Raw genomic sequence first — 18,307 nt, 5'->3', positions numbered from 1 at the left:
ATCCGAGAACCGACCAACCTCCGACGACTTCACCTGACCCGGCCTTGGCACAACCCATCCAACGACCAGGCCCCAACAAAGTCACCGGTATTGGGTCTAGGACGGCTGCCGGGCGTCGTAGGCCGCGCGGGAGGCGAGCACGTCGTCCATCGCGCCCTCCACACAGTGGATGAGGGCGAGCAGCCGCTCCGCGACCTGGTGGCCGAGCGGGGTCAGTTCGTAGTCCACGCGCGGCGGATTGGTCGGCTGGGCCTCGCGGTGCACCAGACCGTCGCGCTCCAGCGCGTGCAGCGTCTGGGACAGCATCTTCTCGCTCACGCCGTCGACCCGGCGGCGCAGCTCGTTGAAGCGCAGCGGGCCCTCCTGGAGCGCGCCCAGCGTCAGTCCGCCCCAGCGGCCCGTGACGTGCTCGAGCGTGCCGCGCGAGGGGCACGCCTTGGCGAACACGTTGAACGCGAGGTCGTCCTCGATGACGGGCTGCTGGTCTGTGCTCATACCACAAGCGTACGCGCACACAGCGCTCACCACCAGGTTGCACTAACTAGAAGTTAGTGCTTTCCTTTCGTCATCGTTATTGAGCTGTCCCGTCGCGGCAGTTTCGGCATTTCCGAGGAGTTCGCCATGACCACACCTGTTGTCTCGATCGCTTACCACTCCGGCTACGGCCACACCGCCGTGCTCGCCGAGGCCGTCCGCGCCGGTGCCGCGGATGCGGGTGCGGAGGTTCACCTGATCAAGGTCGACGAGATCACCGACGAACAGTGGGAGACGCTGGACCGCTCCGACGCGATCGTCTTCGGCTCGCCCACCTACATGGGCACCGCCTCCGGCGCCTTCCACGTCTTCGCCGAGGCGTCCTCCAAGCGCTGGTTCGGGCAGGACTGGAAGGACAAGCTCGCGGCCGGCTTCACCAACTCCGGTTCCAAGAGCGGCGACAAGCTGCACACGCTGCAGTTCTTCCAGATCCTCGCCGGGCAGCACGGCATGCACTGGGTCAACCTCGGCCTGCACCCGGGCTGGAACAGCAGTGAGGGCTCCGAGCACGACCTCAACCGCCTCGGCGTCTTCGCGGGCGCGGCCGCCCAGACCAACGTGGACGAGGGTCCGGACGCCGTGCACAAGGCGGACATCGCCACGGCGGAACACCTGGGCCGCCGGGTCACCGAGACGGCCCGCGTCCTGACCCGCGGCCGCGCGGCGGCCTGAGCGAGCGGAAGGCGGTCGGCGCGCCCGACGCGGGACCGGTCGTGCGGGGAGCGGGCTCAGTAGCCGAAGAAGTGAAGGGCCGGTCCTCTGACCTGCGGCCCTGTAATCGATCAACGCTGCGACCTGCGACCTAGCTGTCGGTGGTTGTCAGCGTTGGTCGTCGCTGAGCGCCCTCCGACGGCCCAGAGACGGCCCGGCTCCGTCATGAGCCATGGCGCCTGGTGCCCAGCCCGCCCGCTGCTACAGACCGCGTAGTGCCTCGTACAGATCGTCGTAGGCCGACCAACAGTCGATGCTGCCGTCGTCGTACAGGCTTCCCATGTACCAGTCGTCGTCATGAACGGGCTTCACGAGGCACAGGCTGTGGAACCCGAGAATGATCTCTGGGTGCAGCCTTTCCGGAGCTCCGGCGCCGGCCACCCACTTCACCGCCCGGTTTGGATCTAGCGCGACAGCCTCTTGGTCCCCGGATACGTCGCGGATCTGCTGGAGGGTCCACCCTGGGGTTAGCTGTGCGTCTGCCATCCACAGATGCTCTCACCCGCCAGGCGTGGACTACCGCTTCAGGAGGGCGGGTGTGATCGGCGGCAGTGATGCACGGGTCACTCCGGCTGTGGAGCCAGCCCGGCTCATCGACGCATCTCGACCGTGGTGAGCCGCCGTTGACCGTGGTTGACCGCACCATGTGGCACGACTGTGGCACGCCGGGACCAGCTAGCTAGGTTCTGCACAGGTGATCTTGGTTGAGGAAGCCTGATTTCAGCCGCCGCGCACTGCCGCCCATCGGGTAGTCGGGAGCACGGATGATTGTCTCTGCCATGATCGAGTCATGATCTCAACTTCTGCAGACTCAATAGGTCGGCCCGTTTCCCGCCGCTTAATCCTCGGCGGTCTCACGGCCACGGTTGCCACTCTCGCGCTACCCTCCTCCGCGCGCGCCGCGACAAGCCCGAGTGGCGACCTCTTCCGCTGCGCCCTGCCCGCCCCCACCGGACCGCATCCGGTCAGCACGGTCGACCTGTACCTTGTCGACCCTCGGCGGAGTGACCCATGGGTTGAGGACGGCTCCCAGCCACGGGAACTCATGATCACTGTCTGGTATCCCGCGCGCCGAGACACCGAGGCACCGGCAACGCCCTACGCCACGCCCGGACTTGGCCCGGCCTTCGATACCTTCGCGGGATCCCTCGGTATCCCCGCCGGCTCCGTCGACTGGGCCGACATCGGTACGCATACGACCATCGGCGCCCCGGTGGCGCACGCGGCCAGGCGGCTGCCCGTTGTGCTCTACACGCCCGGTCGGCTCAACCCGCGCTTCCTCGACACCAGCGTCGCCGCCGAACTGGCCAGTCACGGGTATGCCGTCGTGGCCGTCGACCACACCTACGAATCGCTCGCTGTCGAGTTCCCCGACGGCCGTGTCATCACCCCGGCCCTCGCTCTGGCTGGCGAGCTGTCACCCCAGGTCATGAAGGCCGCGGTGGACTGCCGTGTGGCCGACCTGCGCTTCGTGCTGGACCAGTTGCGTCTACTCGCTCGGGGTGGCATCCCCAACTCCGACGACCGCACCCTCCCGGCCGGACTCGGAGCCGCGCTCGACCTCGGGTCCGTCGGAGTCTTCGGGCATTCCCTGGGCGGCACGGCCGCAGCCGAGGTAATGCGCCTGGACCGGGGCATCAGCGCCGGTGCGGTCCTTGAGGGCCCTCTCGGCTATGGCCCGGACGACCCGGCACTGTTCGCGCCTGTCACACATACAGGGCTGCGGCAACCCTTCCTCCTGGCGGGTAGCTCATACACGCCTGAGCTCCCCTTCACACACACTCACGTACCCGCCTGGCAGGCTCTGTGGAAGAACTCCTACAGCTGGAAACGCGACTTGTGGACCGCCCGGGCACGTCACCAGTCCTACAGCGATTTCCAGGTACTCGTCCCAGCGCTCGCCGCCCACTTTGGTACCCCACCGCCCACTGTCGTGGCGGCCATGGTCGGAGACATCGACCCGGCCAGCTTCACCGGCGCCCGCCGCGCCTACCTCACCGCCTTCTTCGACCAGTCTCTGAAACACCGGCGGCGCCCCCTACTCGACAACCCCACACCCCACCTCCCCGACGTCACCCGCATCAACTAGGACACAGGAGGAAGCAATAGACGAGGACGTGGGCTGCCCTCCGCGCTGCCGGTGTGACTTCGGGGCGGGACAACGGCATGCACGCGCTACGGCACTTCTACGCGTCGGTCCTCCTGGACGCGGGGGAGAGCATCAAGGCCTGAGCGAGTACCTGGGCCACCACGACCCCGGTTTCACTCTGCGGACCTACACCCACCTGATGCCGACCAGCGCGACCCGGACGCGGGCCGCCGTCGATGCGGTCTTCGGGGACGGCTCGGCTACCGATGACGGCCCTGAGATGGCCCAGGAGACCTCTTAGGGCGTTGACCTGCGGTTATCTCAATAGCCGAAGTCCTGCGTCCACCACGGGCCGCCCGAGCCCAGGTGCACGCCGACCCCGAGGGTCTTGAAGTCGCAGTTCAGTATGTTGGCGCGGTGGCCGGGGCTGTTCATCCAGGCTTCCATCACGGCCGCCGCGTCCGTCTGGCCGCGGGCTATGTTCTCGCCGCCGAGGTCGGTTATGCCCGCCTTGGCGGCCCGGTCCCAGGGGGTGGCCCCGTCGGGGTCGGTGTGGTCGAAGAAGCCCCGTGCCGCCATGTCGTCGCTGAAGGCCTCGGCCAGCGCGGTCAGTGAGGAGTTCGCGGAGAGCGCGCTGCACCCGACCCTGGCCCGCTCCTCGTTGACCAGCTTGAGCACCTCCGCCTCGACGGCGGCCTGCGTCGACACCGTCACCGGTGCGGAAGTCCGCTTCGGGGCCTTGGTCGCCGTGTGCGACGGAGTGCTCTTGCGCTCGGGGGCCTTCGCCGTGGGCGAGTGCTTCTTCGACGGCGCCTTCGTCGGGGTGGGGGAGGCCGAGGCGGACGCGGACGCGGAGCCGGTGGGGGCCGGAGAGGCCGCCCGCCCGCTGTCGCGGCTCGCGGCCGGGCCGCCGCCGCGGCTGTCCGCGCTGCCCGAGTTGCCGCCCTGCTCGGACGCGGTGTTGCTGGGGGAGTCCGCCGCCTGCACCCGGTCGCCGCCCGTGGCGTTCGTCTTGCCGCCGAGCTGGTAGTTCTCCAGACCGGGCACCGCACCGGTGGCCACCGCCAAGGTGCCGAGGGCGACGGCGGCGGAGACGCCGAGCAGCCCGTTGCGCACCGGGGTCGCGGCCTTCTTCCTGCGCCGGCCGCCGTGGGACGGGCCGCCGGCCGGGGTGAAGCCGTCGTCGCCGGGCGCCTGCGCGGGCTCGTCGCCCACCGAGTACAGGTAGGCGGTGCTTCGCGCGGTGGTGTCGGCGTACGCCTCCGGGTGCAGGTACGGCGCGATGCCCATGGGCGCGTGGTCGCCCGCGTAGGGATCCCGCGGGTTCTCGCCGCCCGTGGCCGAGTGGTGCGTCTGCGTGACCCCCGTGGCCCGGCCGGTGGCGGCGCGGCCGGCGGCGGAGCGTCGGTGGCGTCCCATGCCCTTGCCCTCTTCCTCGTCTCGCGGCCGACCCGGCGTCACGATGGTGAGCGACTCCGTATGACCGACTCCACTCACTCGAACGAGTGAGTTTCATATGAGATTCATTGGGTTCGGACCGTACCGCAAACCACTGGGGCGGGGTGTGTCCCGAGTGACATTGGCCGGTTAGGTTGCCCCCATGAGCGAGGATGTTCGACTGGTCGCCTGGGTGCGGGGACGCGTCCAAGGTGTGGGTTTCCGCTGGTTCACGCGGGCCAAGGCGCTGGAGATCGGCGGCCTGAGTGGTTTTGCTCTCAATTTGGGCGACGGCCGGGTCCAGGTCGTCGCCGAGGGGCCGCGGAACGGCTGTGAGGGTCTGCTGGACTGGCTCCAGGACGGCGACACGCCCGGACGCGTCGACGGTGTCACCGAGATCTGGGACACACCCCGCGGCGGCTACGACGGCTTCGCCATCCGCTGAACCGATTCTGTGAAGCCGCCCGGGTCACCCTGCGGTTACCTGCCCCCGGCATATGCCCGCAGCAGAAATGGGCTGGTGGTTGCCAAGGCGGGCGCCACATGGCAGGCTCCGCTGGTACAGCTGATCGCCACGCCCCGAGGGCCCCGCAGGAGACGCAGCGCCACCGTCCGGTGACCGCGCGCCCCGGGTTCGCCCGCCAATACGGGGCGTGATCGTGTTGACCGTCAAACTTTTTGGTGAGACGCTGAAAGCCCCGCGCACCTTAGCTGTTTGGCATGTAGGAACGCAGAGCAACACTCGAGTGTGTCAAGCACCGCGGGTGCGAATCCCTCACGACCCACACCGCATCGGTCGGTCACTCATTGTGGAGGACCATCCATCATGGCAAAGGCGCTTCTCGGTTACGTCGGCGGCTCCGACCCTCGACTCCTCGCCGAGATGCGACGGCTTCAGCAGCGTGTACAGGACCTGGAGTCCGAGCTCGTACGGATCCAGGCGGAGAACGACGCGCTGGCGGCTGCCGCTTCTCAGGACAGGATCATGGAGAGCATCGACGCACACCAGGCGGAGCCTGCGCTCACCTGATCGCTGCATCGCTCCACGACAGCAACCGCAGCGGTCGGGGTGCCCACCAACCGCACTAGTTGTAGGCAACCGCGACCCGGTCGCCAGAGTTGCAAGGGACGCTTCGGCGTCCCTTCTTTCTTCCCCCGTGCATCCTTTCACCCTCTTTAACGTTTGGTTTGCCCTGCGTGTTCAATGGCGAAACCGTGCGGTTGCGAGTGTCCGTGGAGTGAGATAGCGGCGCCGGGTAGAGTCCAGCGGCGTGCACCTCAAGGCCCTGACTCTCCGCGGGTTCAAGTCGTTCGCCTCGGCGACCACGCTTCGGTTCGAACCGGGGATCACGTGTGTCGTCGGTCCGAACGGGTCGGGCAAGTCCAATGTCGTGGACGCGCTGAGCTGGGTCATGGGCGAGCAGGGCGCCAAGTCGCTGCGCGGCGGCAAGATGGAGGACGTCATCTTCGCCGGCACCACCGGCCGCCCACCGCTGGGCCGCGCCGAGGTGTCCCTGACCATCGACAACTCCGACGGCGCCCTGCCCATCGAGTACGCCGAGGTCACCATCACGCGGATCATGTTCCGCAACGGCGGCAGCGAGTACCAGATCAACGGCGACACCTGCCGGCTGCTGGACATCCAGGACCTCCTCTCCGACTCCGGCATCGGCCGCGAGATGCACGTCATCGTCGGCCAGGGCCGGCTCGACTCCGTCCTGCACGCGGACCCCACCGGCCGCAGGGCGTTCATCGAGGAGGCAGCGGGCGTCCTCAAGCACCGCAAGCGCAAGGAGAAGGCGCTGCGGAAGCTCGACGCGATGCAGGCCAACCTCGCGCGCGTGCAGGACCTCACCGACGAACTGCGCCGCCAGCTCAAGCCGCTCGGCCGGCAGGCGGCGGTGGCCCGCCGCGCCGCCGTCATCCAGGCCGACCTCCGCGACGCCCGGCTGCGCCTCCTCGCCGACGACCTCGTACGTCTGCGCGAGGCACTGAAGTCCGAGATCGCCGACGAGGCGGCCCTGAAGGAGCGCAAGGAGACCGCGGAGCGGGAGCTGCGGAAGGCGCTCCAGCGCGAGGCCCTGCTGGAGGACGAGGTACGGCGGCTCACACCGCGCCTCCAGCGCGCCCAGCAGACCTGGTACGAGCTGTCCCAGCTGGCCGAGCGGGTCCGCGGCACCGTCTCGCTGGCCGACGCCCGCGTGAAGAGCGCCACCTCCGTGCCCCCCGAGGAGCGGCGCGGCCGCGACCCCGAGGACATGGAGCGCGAGGCCGCCCGCATCCGTGAGCAGGAGGCCGAGCTGGAGGCGGCTCTGGAGGCCGCCCAGCGGGCCCTGGACGACACCGTCGCCCATCGCGCCGAGCTGGAGCGCGAACTCGGTGTCGAGGAACGCCGACTGAAGGACGTCGCTCGCGCCATCGCCGACCGCCGCGAGGGACTCGCCCGCCTCTCCGGTCAGGTCAACGCGGCCCGCTCGCGCGCCGCCTCCGCCCAGGCCGAGATCGACCGGCTGGCCGCCGGCCGCGACGAGGCCCAGGAGCGCGCGGTCCACGCCCAGGAGGAGTACGAGGCCCTGAAGGCCGAGGTCGACGGTCTCGACGCCGACGACGCCGACCTCGCCGAGCGGCACGAGACGGCGAAGCGGGCGCTCGCCGAGGCCGAGTCCGCGCTGACCGAGGCCCGCGAGGCGGCCACCGCCGCCGAACGCCGGCGCGCCGCGACCCGGGCCCGGCACGAGGCACTGGCGCTGGGCCTGAGGCGCAAGGACGGCACCGGCGTACTCCTGGGCGCCCGGGACCGCCTCACCGGAGTTCTGGGCCCGGCGGCGGAACTGCTGACCGTGACCCCCGGCCACGAGGTCGCGCTGGCCGCGGCCTTCGGCGCCGCGGCCGACGCTGTAGCCGTGACGTCCACGGCCTCGGCGGCCGAAGCGATCCGCCTCCTGCGCAAACAGGACGGAGGACGGGCGGCCCTGCTCCTGACCGGCAGCCGGAACGTCGTCGGCGACGGCCCGGACGCCCCCGGCGGCGGGCTCCCCGGCGGCGCCCTCCTCGCCGCCGACCTGGTGCGGGGCCCCGCCGAGCTGATGCCCGCCGTGCGGCGGTTGCTGCGCCGGATCGTGGTCGTCGGCACGCTGGAGGACGCCGAGGACCTGGTGCACGCGCACCCCGGGCTGACCGCCGTCACCGCCGAGGGCGACCTGCTCGGCGCGCACTTCGCGCACGGTGGCTCGGCCGGCGCGCCCAGCCTGCTGGAGGTGCAGGCCTCCGTGGACGAGGCGGCCGCCGAGCTGGAGGTGCTGGCCGTCCGCTGCGAGGAGCTGACCGAGGCCCAGCACACGGCGGCCGGGCGGCGCACCCGGGCCGCCGCGCTCCTGGAGGAGTTGGGGGAGCGGCGCCGGGCCGCCGACCGGGAGAAGTCGGCCGTGGCCCAGCAGCTCGGGCGGCTCGCGGGACAGGCGCGGGGCGCGGCGGGTGAGGCCGAGCGGTCGGCCGCGGCCGCGGCACGCGCCCAGGAGGCGCTGGACAGGGCCGTACAGGAGGCCGAGGAGCTGGCCGAACGGCTCGCCGTCGCCGAGGAGATGCCGGTCGACGAGGAGCCGGACGCCTCGGTGCGGGACCGGCTCGCCGCCGACGGCGCCAACGCGCGGCAGACCGAGATGGAGGCCCGCCTCCAGGTCCGTACGCACGAGGAACGGGTCAAGGGACTCGCGGGACGCGCCGACTCGCTGGACCGGGCGGCCCGCGCGGAGCGCGAGGCACGCGCGCGTGCGGAGCAGCGGCGGGCCCGGCTCAGGCACGAGGCAGCCGTCGCGGAGGCCGTCGCCTCCGGCGCCCGGCAACTGCTCGCGCACGTCGAGGTGTCTCTCGGGCGGGCGGGGGAGGAGCGGGCCGCGGCCGAGGCCGCGAAGGCCCGGCGCGAGGAGGAGCTGACCGCCGCCCGGAACGCGGGCCGGGAACTGAAGTCGGAGCTCGACAAGCTGACGGACTCGGTGCACCGGGGCGAGGTGCTCGGCGCCGAGAAGCGGCTGCGGATCGAGCAGCTGGAGACGAAGGCGCTGGAGGAGCTGGGCGTCGAGCCGGCGGGTCTGGTCGCGGAGTACGGCCCGCACCAGCTCGTGCCGCCCTCGCTGCCCGCCGCCGGCGAGGAGCTGCCCGAGGATCCGGAGCACCCGCGCAACCGGCCCCGGCCGTTCGCGCGGGCCGAGCAGGAGAAGCGGCTCAAGGCCGCCGAGCGCGCCTACCAGCAGCTCGGCAAGGTCAACCCGCTGGCGCTGGAGGAGTTCGCGGCGCTGGAGGAGCGGCACAAGTTCCTCAGCGAGCAGCTCGAGGACCTGAAGAAGACCCGCGCCGACCTCCTTCAGGTGGTGAAGGAGGTGGACGAGCGCGTCGAGCAGGTCTTCACCGAGGCCTACCGGGACACCGCCCGGGAGTTCGAGGGCGTGTTCGGCCGGCTCTTCCCCGGCGGCGAGGGACGCCTGGTGCTGACCGACCCGGACAACATGCTCACCACCGGCGTGGACGTCGAGGCGCGTCCGCCGGGCAAGAAGGTCAAGCGGCTGTCCCTGCTCTCGGGCGGCGAGCGCTCGCTGACCGCCGTGGCGCTGCTGGTGTCGATCTTCAAGGCCCGGCCCAGCCCGTTCTACGTCATGGACGAGGTCGAGGCGGCCCTGGACGACACCAACCTCCAGCGGCTGATCCGGATCATGCAGGAGCTTCAGGAGAGCTCGCAGCTCATCGTGATCACACACCAGAAGCGCACGATGGAGGTCGCCGACGCGCTCTACGGCGTCTCCATGCAGGGTGACGGAGTGTCGAAGGTCATCTCGCAGCGTCTCCGCTGATCCCCGTTCGAAGATCAACTCACTGCGTGTTCACTTTTTGAACACAGGGCGGTTCGGCGCGTCTTAAAACTCATAGCCACACAACTATTGACTTCGAAACTTGAAGGCATAGTCTCTGCAACGTTGCTTTTACCTTCAGGTCTAAGTGGTGTGAACGCGGCGCCACGGGACACCTGTAAGGGCTCACCCCCACGCGGCAGCGTTGCCGTGGCCCGAGGAGTTATTCGTGACCAGCACAGCGCAGGCACCCAAGCCACGAGCCGGGACGGCTCACCCCGACCATCTCGGGCACGTCATCTTCATCGCGGCGGCGGCCGCCATGGGCGGTTTCCTGTTCGGCTACGACAGCTCCGTGATCAACGGCGCCGTCGAGGCGATCCGGGACCGCTACGACATCGGCTCCGCGGCTCTGGCGCAGGTCATCGCCATCGCCCTGATCGGCTGTGCCATCGGTGCCGCGACCGCCGGCCGGATAGCCGACCGGATCGGCCGCATCCGCTGCATGCAGATCGCCGCCGCGCTGTTCACGGTCAGCGCCGTCGGCTCCGCGCTGCCCTTCGCGCTGTGGGACCTCGCCTTCTGGCGCATCGTCGGCGGCTTCGCCATCGGCATGGCCTCCGTCATCGGCCCGGCCTACATCGCCGAGGTCGCCCCGCCCGCCTACCGCGGCCGGCTCGGCTCCTTCCAGCAGGCCGCGATCGTCGTCGGCATCGCCATCTCCCAGCTGGTCAATTGGGGTCTGCTGAACGCCGCCGGCGGCGACCAGCGCGGCACGCTGATGGGCCTCGAGGCCTGGCAGGTCATGCTCGGCGTCATGGTCGTCCCGGCCGCCCTGTACGGTCTTCTCTCCTTCGCGATCCCCGAGTCCCCGCGCTTCCTGCTCTCCGTCGGCAAGCGTGACCGCGCCCGCGCGATCCTCGCCGAGGTCGAGGGCAAGGACGTGGACCTGGACGCCCGCGTCGCCGAGATCGAGCACGCGATGAAGAGCGAGGACAGGTCCACCTTCAAGGACCTGCTCGGTGGGGGCTTCTTCTTCAAGCCGATCGTCTGGGTCGGTATCGGCCTGTCGGTGTTCCAGCAGTTCGTCGGCATCAACGTCGCGTTCTACTACTCCTCGACGCTGTGGCAGTCGGTCGGCGTCGACCCGACGGACTCGTTCTTCTACTCCTTCACGACGTCGATCATCAACATCGTCGGCACCGTGATCGCGATGATCTTCGTGGACCGCATCGGCCGCAAGCCGCTCGCCCTCATCGGCTCCGTCGGCATGGCCGTGGGCCTGGCGCTGGAGGCCTGGGCGTTCTCGTACGACCTCGTCGACGGCAAGCTGCCCGCCACCCAGGGCTGGGTCGCCCTGGTCGCCGCCCACGTGTTCGTGCTCTTCTTCGCCCTGTCCTGGGGCGTGGTCGTCTGGGTCATGCTCGGCGAGATGTTCCCGAACCGGATCCGTGCCGCCGCGCTGGGCGTGGCCGCCGCCGCCCAGTGGATCGCCAACTGGGCGATCACCGCGAGCTTCCCGTCGCTGGCCGACTGGAACCTGTCCGGCACGTACGTGATCTACACGTTCTTCGCCGCGCTCTCCATCCCGTTCGTCCTGAAGTTCGTCAAGGAGACGAAGGGCAAGACGCTGGAGGAGATGGGGTAACCGCCCCGCCGAGACCCGAGGAGAAGGGCCAAGTCCCCGCTGCCCCTCTCCTCGAACCCCCGCCGCCCCCGCTCGGTCACTGCCCGGGCGGGGGCGGCTCTTCGCTGCGCGCGCCGGCCCGCCGGCGGCCGGCCTCGACGGGATCAGCCGTCCAGCGCCGGGACCACCCGCTCCGCGAACAGCCGCAGGCTCCGCCAGCCCTCCGCCGGCGGCATCCCGCCCACCAGCGGATGCAGCACGAGGCCGGCCAGGCCCAGGCTCACGCACTGCTCGGGGGTGAGAACCCGGTACACGCCCTCAGCGCGCAGCTCGCGGACCGTCGTGGCCGCCGACCGTACCGCCGAGCGGTTCCCGCCGGACTGCCAGGAGGCGTACGTCCGCGCCTCGTGCAGGAAGTGCTCGCCGTACTCGGCCCAGACCCGGTCCGGATCCTCGGCGAGGTGCAGCAGCGGGTTCTCCGCGGCGGGCATCATGGTCCAGCCCTCGGTGCCGTACTCGGTGAGCCGCTCCTCGTAGTAGGCCGCCAGTTCCGGCAGGTGCGCGCTGGGAAAGAACGGCAGGCCCAGCCGGGCGGCCCGGCGGGCGGCGGCCCGGGAGGCACCGCCGACCAGCAGTGGCGGGTGCGGTTCGGTGTACGGGCGCGGGGTGAGCCGTACCGTACGGCCGCGGTAGCCGAACTCCTCGCCGGTCCATGCCTTCAGCAGGGTCTCCAGCAGCTCGTCCTGCAGCCGGCCGCGCCACCGCCAGTCCACCCCGAACAGGGCGTACTCCTCGGGCCGGTACCCGATGCCGGCCACCGTCACCAGCCGCCCGCCGCTGAGCAGGTCCAGCACGGCGATCTCCTCGGCCAGCCGCAGCGGATCGTGCAACGGGCCGATCGCCGCCGCCACCGTCACCGCGATCCGGCGGGTGGCCCCGAGCACCGCGCCCGCGAAGGTGAACGGCGACGGCAGCCAGTTGTCGTCGGCGCCGTGGTGCTCCTCGGTCTGCACGGTGGTGACCCCGTGCTCGTCGGCGTACGCGGCCATCTCCAGCGCGGCCCGGTAGCGCGCGGAGAGGGACGCGGGGGTGGCGCCGGGCTCGGCCAGGTCGAAACGGACGACCGTGACGGGCATGACAGCGTCCCCCTTCACCGGGTGGGTGTGCAGGGGGACGCCAACTGACGCGATACACCGGACGGCCGTCGACGCGGCCCGGCGGGGCGGGCCCGGTCAGACGCCGGCGGTCGCGGGCTCCTCGGCGGGCTCGCCGGATCCGGCGGCGGGTTCGCCGGCCTCCGCCGGGGGCGCCACCGCCGGCTTCGGCAGGGCCGTGTACAGCAGCCCGGAGATCACGACCGTGGCGACCCAGCCGAGGCCGTACTCGCCGATGACGTTGTTCTTCGCCAGCGGGCCGGTGAACCAGTCCGAGGTGGTGAACAGCAGGCCCGCGACCAGACCGACCGCCCAGGCCGCCACCGCGGCGGGGGAGAAGCCGCCCCGGTACCAGTAGGCGCTGGTGCGCGTGGTGTCGGCCATGGCCCGGCCGTCGTACTCCGTGCGCCGCAGCATGTCCGCGCCGAACACGCCGACCCAGGCCGAGAAGGCGACCGCCAGCAGGGAGAGGAAGGCGATGAACGAGCCCATGAAGCTCGTCGCCACCAGCATCAGCACCCCGCCGAGGACGAGCGAGATCACGGCGTTCACCGACACCGCCCAGTGGCGCGGCACCTTGAAGCCCAGGGTCTGCGCGGTGAAGCCCGCCGAGTACATCGACATGGAGTTGATCAGCAGCATGCCGATCAGCGCGATGAGCAGGTACGGCACCGCGATCCACGTCGGCAGGATCTCGCCCAGGAAGGAGACCGGGTCCGCCGCCGAGGCCAGGTCGGGCGTCGAGACGGCCATGACCGCGCCCATCAGCACCATCGGCAGTACGACGATCCCGGCGCCGCCCACCGCCGTGCCCACGATCGCCTTCGACGACGCGGTGCGCGGCAGGTAGCGGGTGAAGTCCGGCGCGGACGGGATCCAGCTGACCCCGCCCGCCGCGATCATCCCGATGCCGGTGATCACGGCGGCCGTGGAGCCGGCGCCGTGGTGCATCACCTTCGACCAGTCCGTGTTCACGGCCAGGTAGCCCAGGACCAGCACGGAGAAGACGCCGAACACATAGGTCGCGTACTTGTTGCACTTCTGCACGGCGTTGATGCCGAGACCGGAGATCGCGAAGGTCGCGACGACGAAGACCAGCAGCGTCACCATGTCCAGCACGCTGTTCGCCCGGATGCCGAACACGATGTCCAGGATGGTGAGCATCGCGTAGGCGCCGGTCACCGCGTTGATCGTCTCCCAGCCCCAGCGGGCGACCCAGATCAGCGAACCGGGCAGCAGATTGCCGCGCTGGCCGAACACCGCGCGCGACAGCGCCATGCCCGGGGCGCCGCCCCGCTTGCCGGCGATGCCGATGAGGCCGACCAGCCCGTACGCCACGACCGGCGCGGCTGCCGCGACGACGAGGGCCTGCCAGATGTTCAGGCCGTACGCCACCACCAGGCTCGCGCCCATGGTGAGCAGCAGCACGCTGATGTTGGCGCCGACCCAGGTCGGGAACAGTTCGCGGGTTCTCGCGGTCCGCTCGTGGTCGGGTACCTGCTCGATGCCACGGGTCTCGAGAGCGCCTTCGGCCTCGGCTGTCTTGCTCATGAAAGAGAGTGCCTCGGTGTGGGGGGACGGGACGACGGGGACTCTACGCGCGTGGACGGAGTCAATACCATCGTACTTTGATCCGACTCATGCCTTCCAGTGGCTTTTGTCTCTCGGAGGAAGCCACGAACCCGGCGGCGACGCACCCATGGCCGATACTGGACGCGTTATGGAAACCATCATCCTTGCTGTAGTCATCGCCGTGGTCGTCCTCGGCGCGCTCGGCGGGCTCATCGTCGGCAGCCGGCGCCGCAAGCCACTGCCCCCGCCGCCGCCCAGGACGCCCGACATCACCGCGCCCCCGGCCGAGCCGCACGTCGGCGAAGAGGCCGAGACGCCGCGCGACGAACCGCGCCGGACGATCGAGGAGGTGGATCTTCCCGGCGGCCCCGCACCGGTCGTCGTCGAGGAGCCGCCCACCGTCGAGGCTCCCGAGATCGAGATCCCGGAGCCCACCGCGGGGCGGCTGGTCCGCCTGCGCACCCGTCTCTCTCGCTCGCAGAACGCCCTGGGCAAGGGCCTGCTCACGCTGCTGTCCCGCGAGCACCTCGACGAGGACACCTGGGAGGAGGTCGAGGACACGCTGCTCACCGCCGACGTGGGTGTGCAGCCCACCCAGGAGCTGGTCGAGCGGCTGCGCGAGCGGGTGAAGGTGCTGGGCACCCGCACCCCGCAGGAGCTGCGCGGCCTGCTGCGCGAGGAGCTGCTCAAGCTGGTCGGCACCGAGGCCGACCGCTCGGTCAGGACCGAGCCCGAAGACCGCAAGCCCGGCATCGTGATGGTCGTCGGGGTCAACGGCACCGGCAAGACCACCACCACCGGCAAGCTCGCCCGGGTGCTCGTGGCCGACGGCCGCACCGTCGTGCTGGGCGCCGCCGACACCTTCCGGGCCGCCGCCGCCGACCAGCTCCAGACCTGGGGCGAGCGCGTCGGCGCCTACACCGTGCGCGGCCCCGAGGCCGGTGACCCCGCCTCCGTCGCCTTCGACGCGGTCAAGGAGGGCAAGGAGATGGGGGTCGACGTGGTCCTCATCGACACCGCCGGCCGGCTGCACACCAAGACCGGCCTCATGGACGAGCTGGGCAAGGTCAAGCGCGTGGTCGAGAAGCACGCGCCGCTGGACGAGGTGCTGCTCGTCCTGGACGCCACCACCGGCCAGAACGGTCTGGTGCAGGCCCGCGTGTTCGCCGAGGTCGTGAACATCACCGGCATCGTGCTGACCAAGCTCGACGGAACCGCCAAGGGCGGCATCGTGGTCGCGGTCCAGCGCGAGCTGGGCGTCCCGGTCAAGCTGATCGGCCTGGGCGAGGGCGCGGACGACCTGGCGCCGTTCGAGCCGGAGGCGTTCGTGGATGCGCTCATCGGTGACTGACGGCGGGGTGTGCTCACCCGCCGGATCGAAGAAGCGCCCGCCCCGGAACACCGGGGGCGGGCGCTTCTCCCTTTCCGGCACACCGCCACGGGGCGGTCGCGCGGACGGCGCTCGCGCGGAGGACCCTTCGGCGGAGGACGCTCAGGCCTCCGCCCGCGCCCGCGACCGGTGGGCCACGTACGCCAGCGTGCCCAGCAGCAGCCGGGCGGCCGGCGGCCGGGTCGCCGAGTCCAGCGCGGGCGGGCGCAGCCAGCGCACCGCGCCGAGGCCGCCCCGGTCGGAGGGCGGCGCGGTGATGAACGTGCCCGGGCCGAGGCCGCGCAGGTCCAGCGCCGACGGGTCGTCCCAGCCCATGCGGTAGAGGAGCTGGGGGAGGTCGGCGGCGGCGCCGGGGGTGACGAAGAAGTGGGCGCGTCCGTCGGGGGTCGCGGCGACCGGGCCGAGCGGGAGGCCCATGCGCTCCAGCCGGACCAGGGCGCGGCGCCCGGCGGGCTCGGCCACCTCGATGACGTCGAACGCGCGGCCGACGGCGAGCATCACGGAGGCGCCCGGGAACCGGGCCCAGGCCCGGGTCACCTCGCTGAGCGTGGCGCCGGCCGGCACCGGGGGCGCGAAGCCGAGCGGATGCGCGCCGGGTGCCCGGCAGCCGGCGTGCCCGCAGGAGCAGACACCCGCCGCGGCCCGTGCGCCCGGCACCACGTCCCAGCCCCACAGACCGGTGAACTCGGCGACGGTGGTGCACTCCGACGAACGGCCGCGCCGGCGCGTGCCGGAGCGGATCTCGCGAATGCCGCCGATCGTGAAGCCCATGCCCCCTCCAACGGGTCCGGCGCGCCGGTGGTTACGACGCGGAACGAGACGGAAGCGGAACGTGACGTTACGGCTGCGGTTCCACTCGCTCCGTGAGGCCGAGGCGGCGCGTCGATGCGTCATGGGTGGCGCGAGGGGGGTCGTGCGCCCCCGCGTGCATCACCCCGCCGACGTCCAGTCGTCCTATGTCAAGTGAATCGCGTCGAGCTGACCGTGAGTTCATTCGAAGGGGTGGCGAATGGTGGCGTTTCCGGGTTCGCCATGGCTGGACGGGTGATCGTGGGATTACTGTGAGTGTGTGAGGCCTGGGGGCACATGCTCTCGCGGGTATGCCGGAGGCAAGCCGTCGGTTCGTTCGAAGGGTGAGAACCGGCGGACGGGAGGCCCTATTTACCGGCATTCTGATAGGGCTTGGCGCACTCGGCGGCAAGTGGTCTCAGGGATGGGGGCGTGCCAGTGGGCGGCAACGGCGGAAGCGGGACGAACGCTGACAAGCGCCCCAACGAGCTGCTCGGCTCGTGGTTCGTGCGCAGCGGCTGGTCCAAGGGTGAACTGGCCCGCCAAGTGAACCGCAGGGCACGTCAGTTGGGTGCCAACCACATCTCCACGGACACCTCGCGGGTGCGGCGCTGGCTCGACGGCGAGAACCCGCGCGAGCCGATCCCGCGGATCCTCTCCGAGCTTTTCTCCGAGCGCTTCGGCTGTGTCGTCTCCATCGAGGACCTCGGCCTGCGCGCCGTCCGCCAGTCACCCTCCGCGTCCGGCGTCGACCTGCCCTGGACGGGTCCGCAGGCGGTGGCCCTGCTCAGCGAGTTCTCGCGCAGCGACCTCATGCTGGCGCGGCGCGGCTTCCTCGGGACCTCGCTGGCCCTGGCCGCGGGCCCGTCCCTGGTCGAGCCCCTGCAGCGCTGGCTCGTGCCGTCCCCCTCCTCGCCGGCCCCGCCGGCGCCCGAGACCGTCCTCGACTCCCGCAGGCCGGGCAGGCTGTCCAGGCCGGAGCTGGACCTGCTGGAGTCCACCACCCGGATGTTCCGCCAGTGGGACGCCCAGTGCGGCGGCGGCCTGCGGCGCAAGGCGGTCGTCGGCCAGCTCCACGAGGTCACCGACCTGCTTCAGGAGCCCCAGCCCGAGGCCACCAGCCGCAAGCTCTTCAAGGTCGCCGCCGAACTTGCCGAACTCGCGGGCTGGATGTCGTACGACGTGGGACTCCAGCCCACCGCGCAGAAGTACTTCGTCCTCGCCCTGCACGCCGCGAAGGAGGCCGGCGACAAACCGCTCGGCTCCTACGTCCTGTCCAACATGAGCCGCCAGATGATCCATCTCGGCCGGCCCGACGACGCCCTGGAGCTGATCCATCTCGCGCAGTACGGCAGCCGCGACTGCGCCAGTCCGCGCACCCAGGCCATGCTGTATGCGATGGAGGCCCGCGCCTACGCCAACATGGGCCAGCCCGGGAAGTGCAAGCGGGCCGTCCGCATGGCCGAGGACACCTTCGCCGACGCCGACGAGTGGGACGAGCCGGACCCCGACTGGATCCGCTTCTTCTCCGAGGCGGAACTGTTCGCGGAGAACTCGCACTCCTACCGCGACCTCGCCTACGTGGCCGGCCGCAGTCCCACCTACGCCTCCCTGGCCCAGCCGCTGATGGAGCGGGCGGTTGAGCTGTTCGCCAAGGACCACGAGCACCAGCGGTCGTATGCGCTGAACCTGATCGGCATGGCCACCGTGCACCTGCTGCGGCGCGAGCCCGAGCAGAGCACCCAGTACGCCTCCGACGCCATGCGGGTCGCCAAGAAGGTGCGTTCCGAGCGGGTGAACACCCGGATCCGCAAGACGGTCGACACCGCCGTGCGCGACTTCGGCGACCTCACCGCCGTCGTCGACCTCTCCGACCAGCTCGCCGTGGACCTGCCCGAGGCCGCGGAGGCCGTCTGACCCCGCAGGACACCCATGCCCCGGCCGCGGCCGGTCCTCCCGAACCGCCCGACTCGGCTCCCCCGCGCCAGGTCATCGGAGAGGCCCGCCGCGGCCGGTTTCTTTCGCACCGCGAAGGTTGCGCCACGATAACGATCCCGCGGCCCGACATCTCGCTCTTCATCGACCCGTAACACGCAGGGCGCCTTCGTCACCCCGGCGAAACAACGAGGGGCTTCCACCGAAACCGCGCTGCGCCAGTCTCAT

13 protein-coding genes and 1 pseudogene are annotated in these 18,307 nt (G+C 70.9%); 9 read left to right on the top strand and 5 right to left on the bottom strand.

All coding sequences use genetic code 11. The features are described from left to right. Positions 1-96 precede the first annotated feature (96 nt). Positions 97-495: a helix-turn-helix domain-containing protein gene (locus tag ABZ478_RS29830; RefSeq protein WP_358936831.1), complete on the bottom strand. Its 399-nt coding sequence runs from the start codon at positions 493-495 to the stop codon at positions 97-99. Positions 496-621: 126 nt separating this feature from the next. Between ABZ478_RS29830 and ABZ478_RS29825 the strand changes: the two genes are divergently transcribed. The 3 genes and pseudogenes from ABZ478_RS29825 to ABZ478_RS29815 all read left to right on the top strand — a co-directional run. Further along, positions 622-1,206, top strand: a complete 585-nt coding sequence (locus ABZ478_RS29825) for a flavodoxin family protein (RefSeq protein WP_359553997.1) — start codon at positions 622-624, stop codon at positions 1,204-1,206. A gap of 1,084 nt (positions 1,207-2,290) precedes the next feature. After that, entirely contained in the window at positions 2,291-3,334 is a 1,044-nt protein-coding gene (locus ABZ478_RS29820; RefSeq protein WP_359553995.1) for a lipase, read from the top strand. A 56-nt stretch (positions 3,335-3,390) separates the two neighbouring features. Continuing rightward, positions 3,391-3,635 (top strand): annotated as a pseudogene (locus ABZ478_RS29815) (tyrosine-type recombinase/integrase); the annotation flags it as partial. Positions 3,636-3,655: 20 nt separating this feature from the next. On the opposite strand, the gene ABZ478_RS29810 reads toward ABZ478_RS29815, so the two are convergent. Then, on the bottom strand, positions 3,656-4,753 hold the full coding sequence (locus ABZ478_RS29810) for a CAP domain-containing protein (RefSeq protein WP_359553993.1): 1,098 nt from the start codon (positions 4,751-4,753) through the stop codon (positions 3,656-3,658). 181 nt (positions 4,754-4,934) lie between these two features. Between ABZ478_RS29810 and ABZ478_RS29805 the strand changes: the two genes are divergently transcribed. The 4 genes from ABZ478_RS29805 (at position 4,935) to ABZ478_RS29790 (ending at position 11,260) form a co-directional block, all read left to right on the top strand. Beyond that, complete coding sequence (locus ABZ478_RS29805; protein ID WP_359553992.1) at positions 4,935-5,216, top strand: acylphosphatase; 282 nt, start codon at positions 4,935-4,937, stop codon at positions 5,214-5,216. A 381-nt stretch (positions 5,217-5,597) separates the two neighbouring features. After that, on the top strand, positions 5,598-5,801 hold the full coding sequence (locus tag ABZ478_RS29800) for a hypothetical protein (RefSeq protein ID WP_018544743.1): 204 nt from the start codon (positions 5,598-5,600) through the stop codon (positions 5,799-5,801). A 241-nt stretch (positions 5,802-6,042) separates the two neighbouring features. Next, positions 6,043-9,615, top strand: a complete 3,573-nt coding sequence (gene smc / locus ABZ478_RS29795) for a chromosome segregation protein SMC (RefSeq protein WP_359553990.1) — start codon at positions 6,043-6,045, stop codon at positions 9,613-9,615. A gap of 226 nt (positions 9,616-9,841) precedes the next feature. Continuing rightward, positions 9,842-11,260: a sugar porter family MFS transporter gene (locus ABZ478_RS29790; RefSeq protein ID WP_359553989.1), complete on the top strand. Its 1,419-nt coding sequence runs from the start codon at positions 9,842-9,844 to the stop codon at positions 11,258-11,260. Between the two features lie 143 nt (positions 11,261-11,403). On the opposite strand, the gene ABZ478_RS29785 is transcribed toward ABZ478_RS29790, so the two are convergent. Together ABZ478_RS29785 and ABZ478_RS29780 are read right to left on the bottom strand one after the other, a co-directional pair. After that, positions 11,404-12,375, bottom strand: coding sequence for an LLM class flavin-dependent oxidoreductase (locus tag ABZ478_RS29785; RefSeq protein ID WP_359553988.1), 972 nt, complete (start codon positions 12,373-12,375; stop codon positions 11,404-11,406). 96 nt (positions 12,376-12,471) lie between these two features. Continuing rightward, a complete protein-coding gene (locus ABZ478_RS29780; RefSeq protein ID WP_359553987.1) occupies positions 12,472-13,944 on the bottom strand; it encodes a cytosine permease in 1,473 nt (490 codons plus the stop codon). A gap of 169 nt (positions 13,945-14,113) precedes the next feature. Here ABZ478_RS29780 and ftsY point away from each other — a divergent pair, with 169 nt between their 5' ends. Beyond that, positions 14,114-15,316 (top strand): signal recognition particle-docking protein FtsY, encoded by a 1,203-nt coding sequence (gene ftsY / locus ABZ478_RS29775; protein WP_359553985.1) that lies wholly within the window; start codon positions 14,114-14,116, stop codon positions 15,314-15,316. A gap of 141 nt (positions 15,317-15,457) precedes the next feature. Here the strand turns inward: ftsY and ABZ478_RS29770 are convergent, their stop codons facing one another. Continuing rightward, entirely contained in the window at positions 15,458-16,126 is a 669-nt protein-coding gene (locus ABZ478_RS29770; RefSeq protein ID WP_359553983.1) for a bifunctional DNA primase/polymerase, read from the bottom strand. A gap of 456 nt (positions 16,127-16,582) precedes the next feature. On the opposite strand from ABZ478_RS29770, the gene ABZ478_RS29765 reads away from it, so the two are divergent. After that, positions 16,583-18,061: a hypothetical protein gene (locus tag ABZ478_RS29765; RefSeq protein ID WP_359554004.1), complete on the top strand. Its 1,479-nt coding sequence runs from the start codon at positions 16,583-16,585 to the stop codon at positions 18,059-18,061. Positions 18,062-18,307 lie beyond the last annotated feature (246 nt).

This window comes from Streptomyces sp. NPDC005706 (assembly GCF_040631045.1).
Lineage (GTDB): Bacteria > Actinomycetota > Actinomycetes > Streptomycetales > Streptomycetaceae > Streptomyces.
The sequence above is the reverse complement of the archived record's forward strand: the minus strand, read 5'-3'. Positions and strand labels throughout refer to the sequence as shown.

Bases quoted from the DNA above. Each gene is read 5' to 3' on its own strand.
- ABZ478_RS29805 (WP_359553992.1), top strand. From the start codon at position 4,935: ATGAGCGAGGATGTTCGACTGGTCGCCTGGGTGCGGGGACGCGTCCAA.
- ABZ478_RS29770 (WP_359553983.1), bottom strand. From the start codon at position 16,126: ATGGGCTTCACGATCGGCGGCATTCGCGAGATCCGCTCCGGCACGCGC.
- ABZ478_RS29830 (WP_358936831.1), bottom strand. From the start codon at position 495: ATGAGCACAGACCAGCAGCCCGTCATCGAGGACGACCTCGCGTTCAAC.
- ABZ478_RS29825 (WP_359553997.1), top strand. From the start codon at position 622: ATGACCACACCTGTTGTCTCGATCGCTTACCACTCCGGCTACGGCCAC.
- ABZ478_RS29810 (WP_359553993.1), bottom strand. From the start codon at position 4,753: ATGGGACGCCACCGACGCTCCGCCGCCGGCCGCGCCGCCACCGGCCGG.
- ABZ478_RS29820 (WP_359553995.1), top strand. From the start codon at position 2,291: ATGATCACTGTCTGGTATCCCGCGCGCCGAGACACCGAGGCACCGGCA.
- ABZ478_RS29785 (WP_359553988.1), bottom strand. From the start codon at position 12,375: ATGCCCGTCACGGTCGTCCGTTTCGACCTGGCCGAGCCCGGCGCCACC.
- ABZ478_RS29780 (WP_359553987.1), bottom strand. From the start codon at position 13,944: ATGAGCAAGACAGCCGAGGCCGAAGGCGCTCTCGAGACCCGTGGCATC.
- ftsY (WP_359553985.1), top strand. From the start codon at position 14,114: ATGGAAACCATCATCCTTGCTGTAGTCATCGCCGTGGTCGTCCTCGGC.
- ABZ478_RS29800 (WP_018544743.1), top strand. From the start codon at position 5,598: ATGGCAAAGGCGCTTCTCGGTTACGTCGGCGGCTCCGACCCTCGACTC.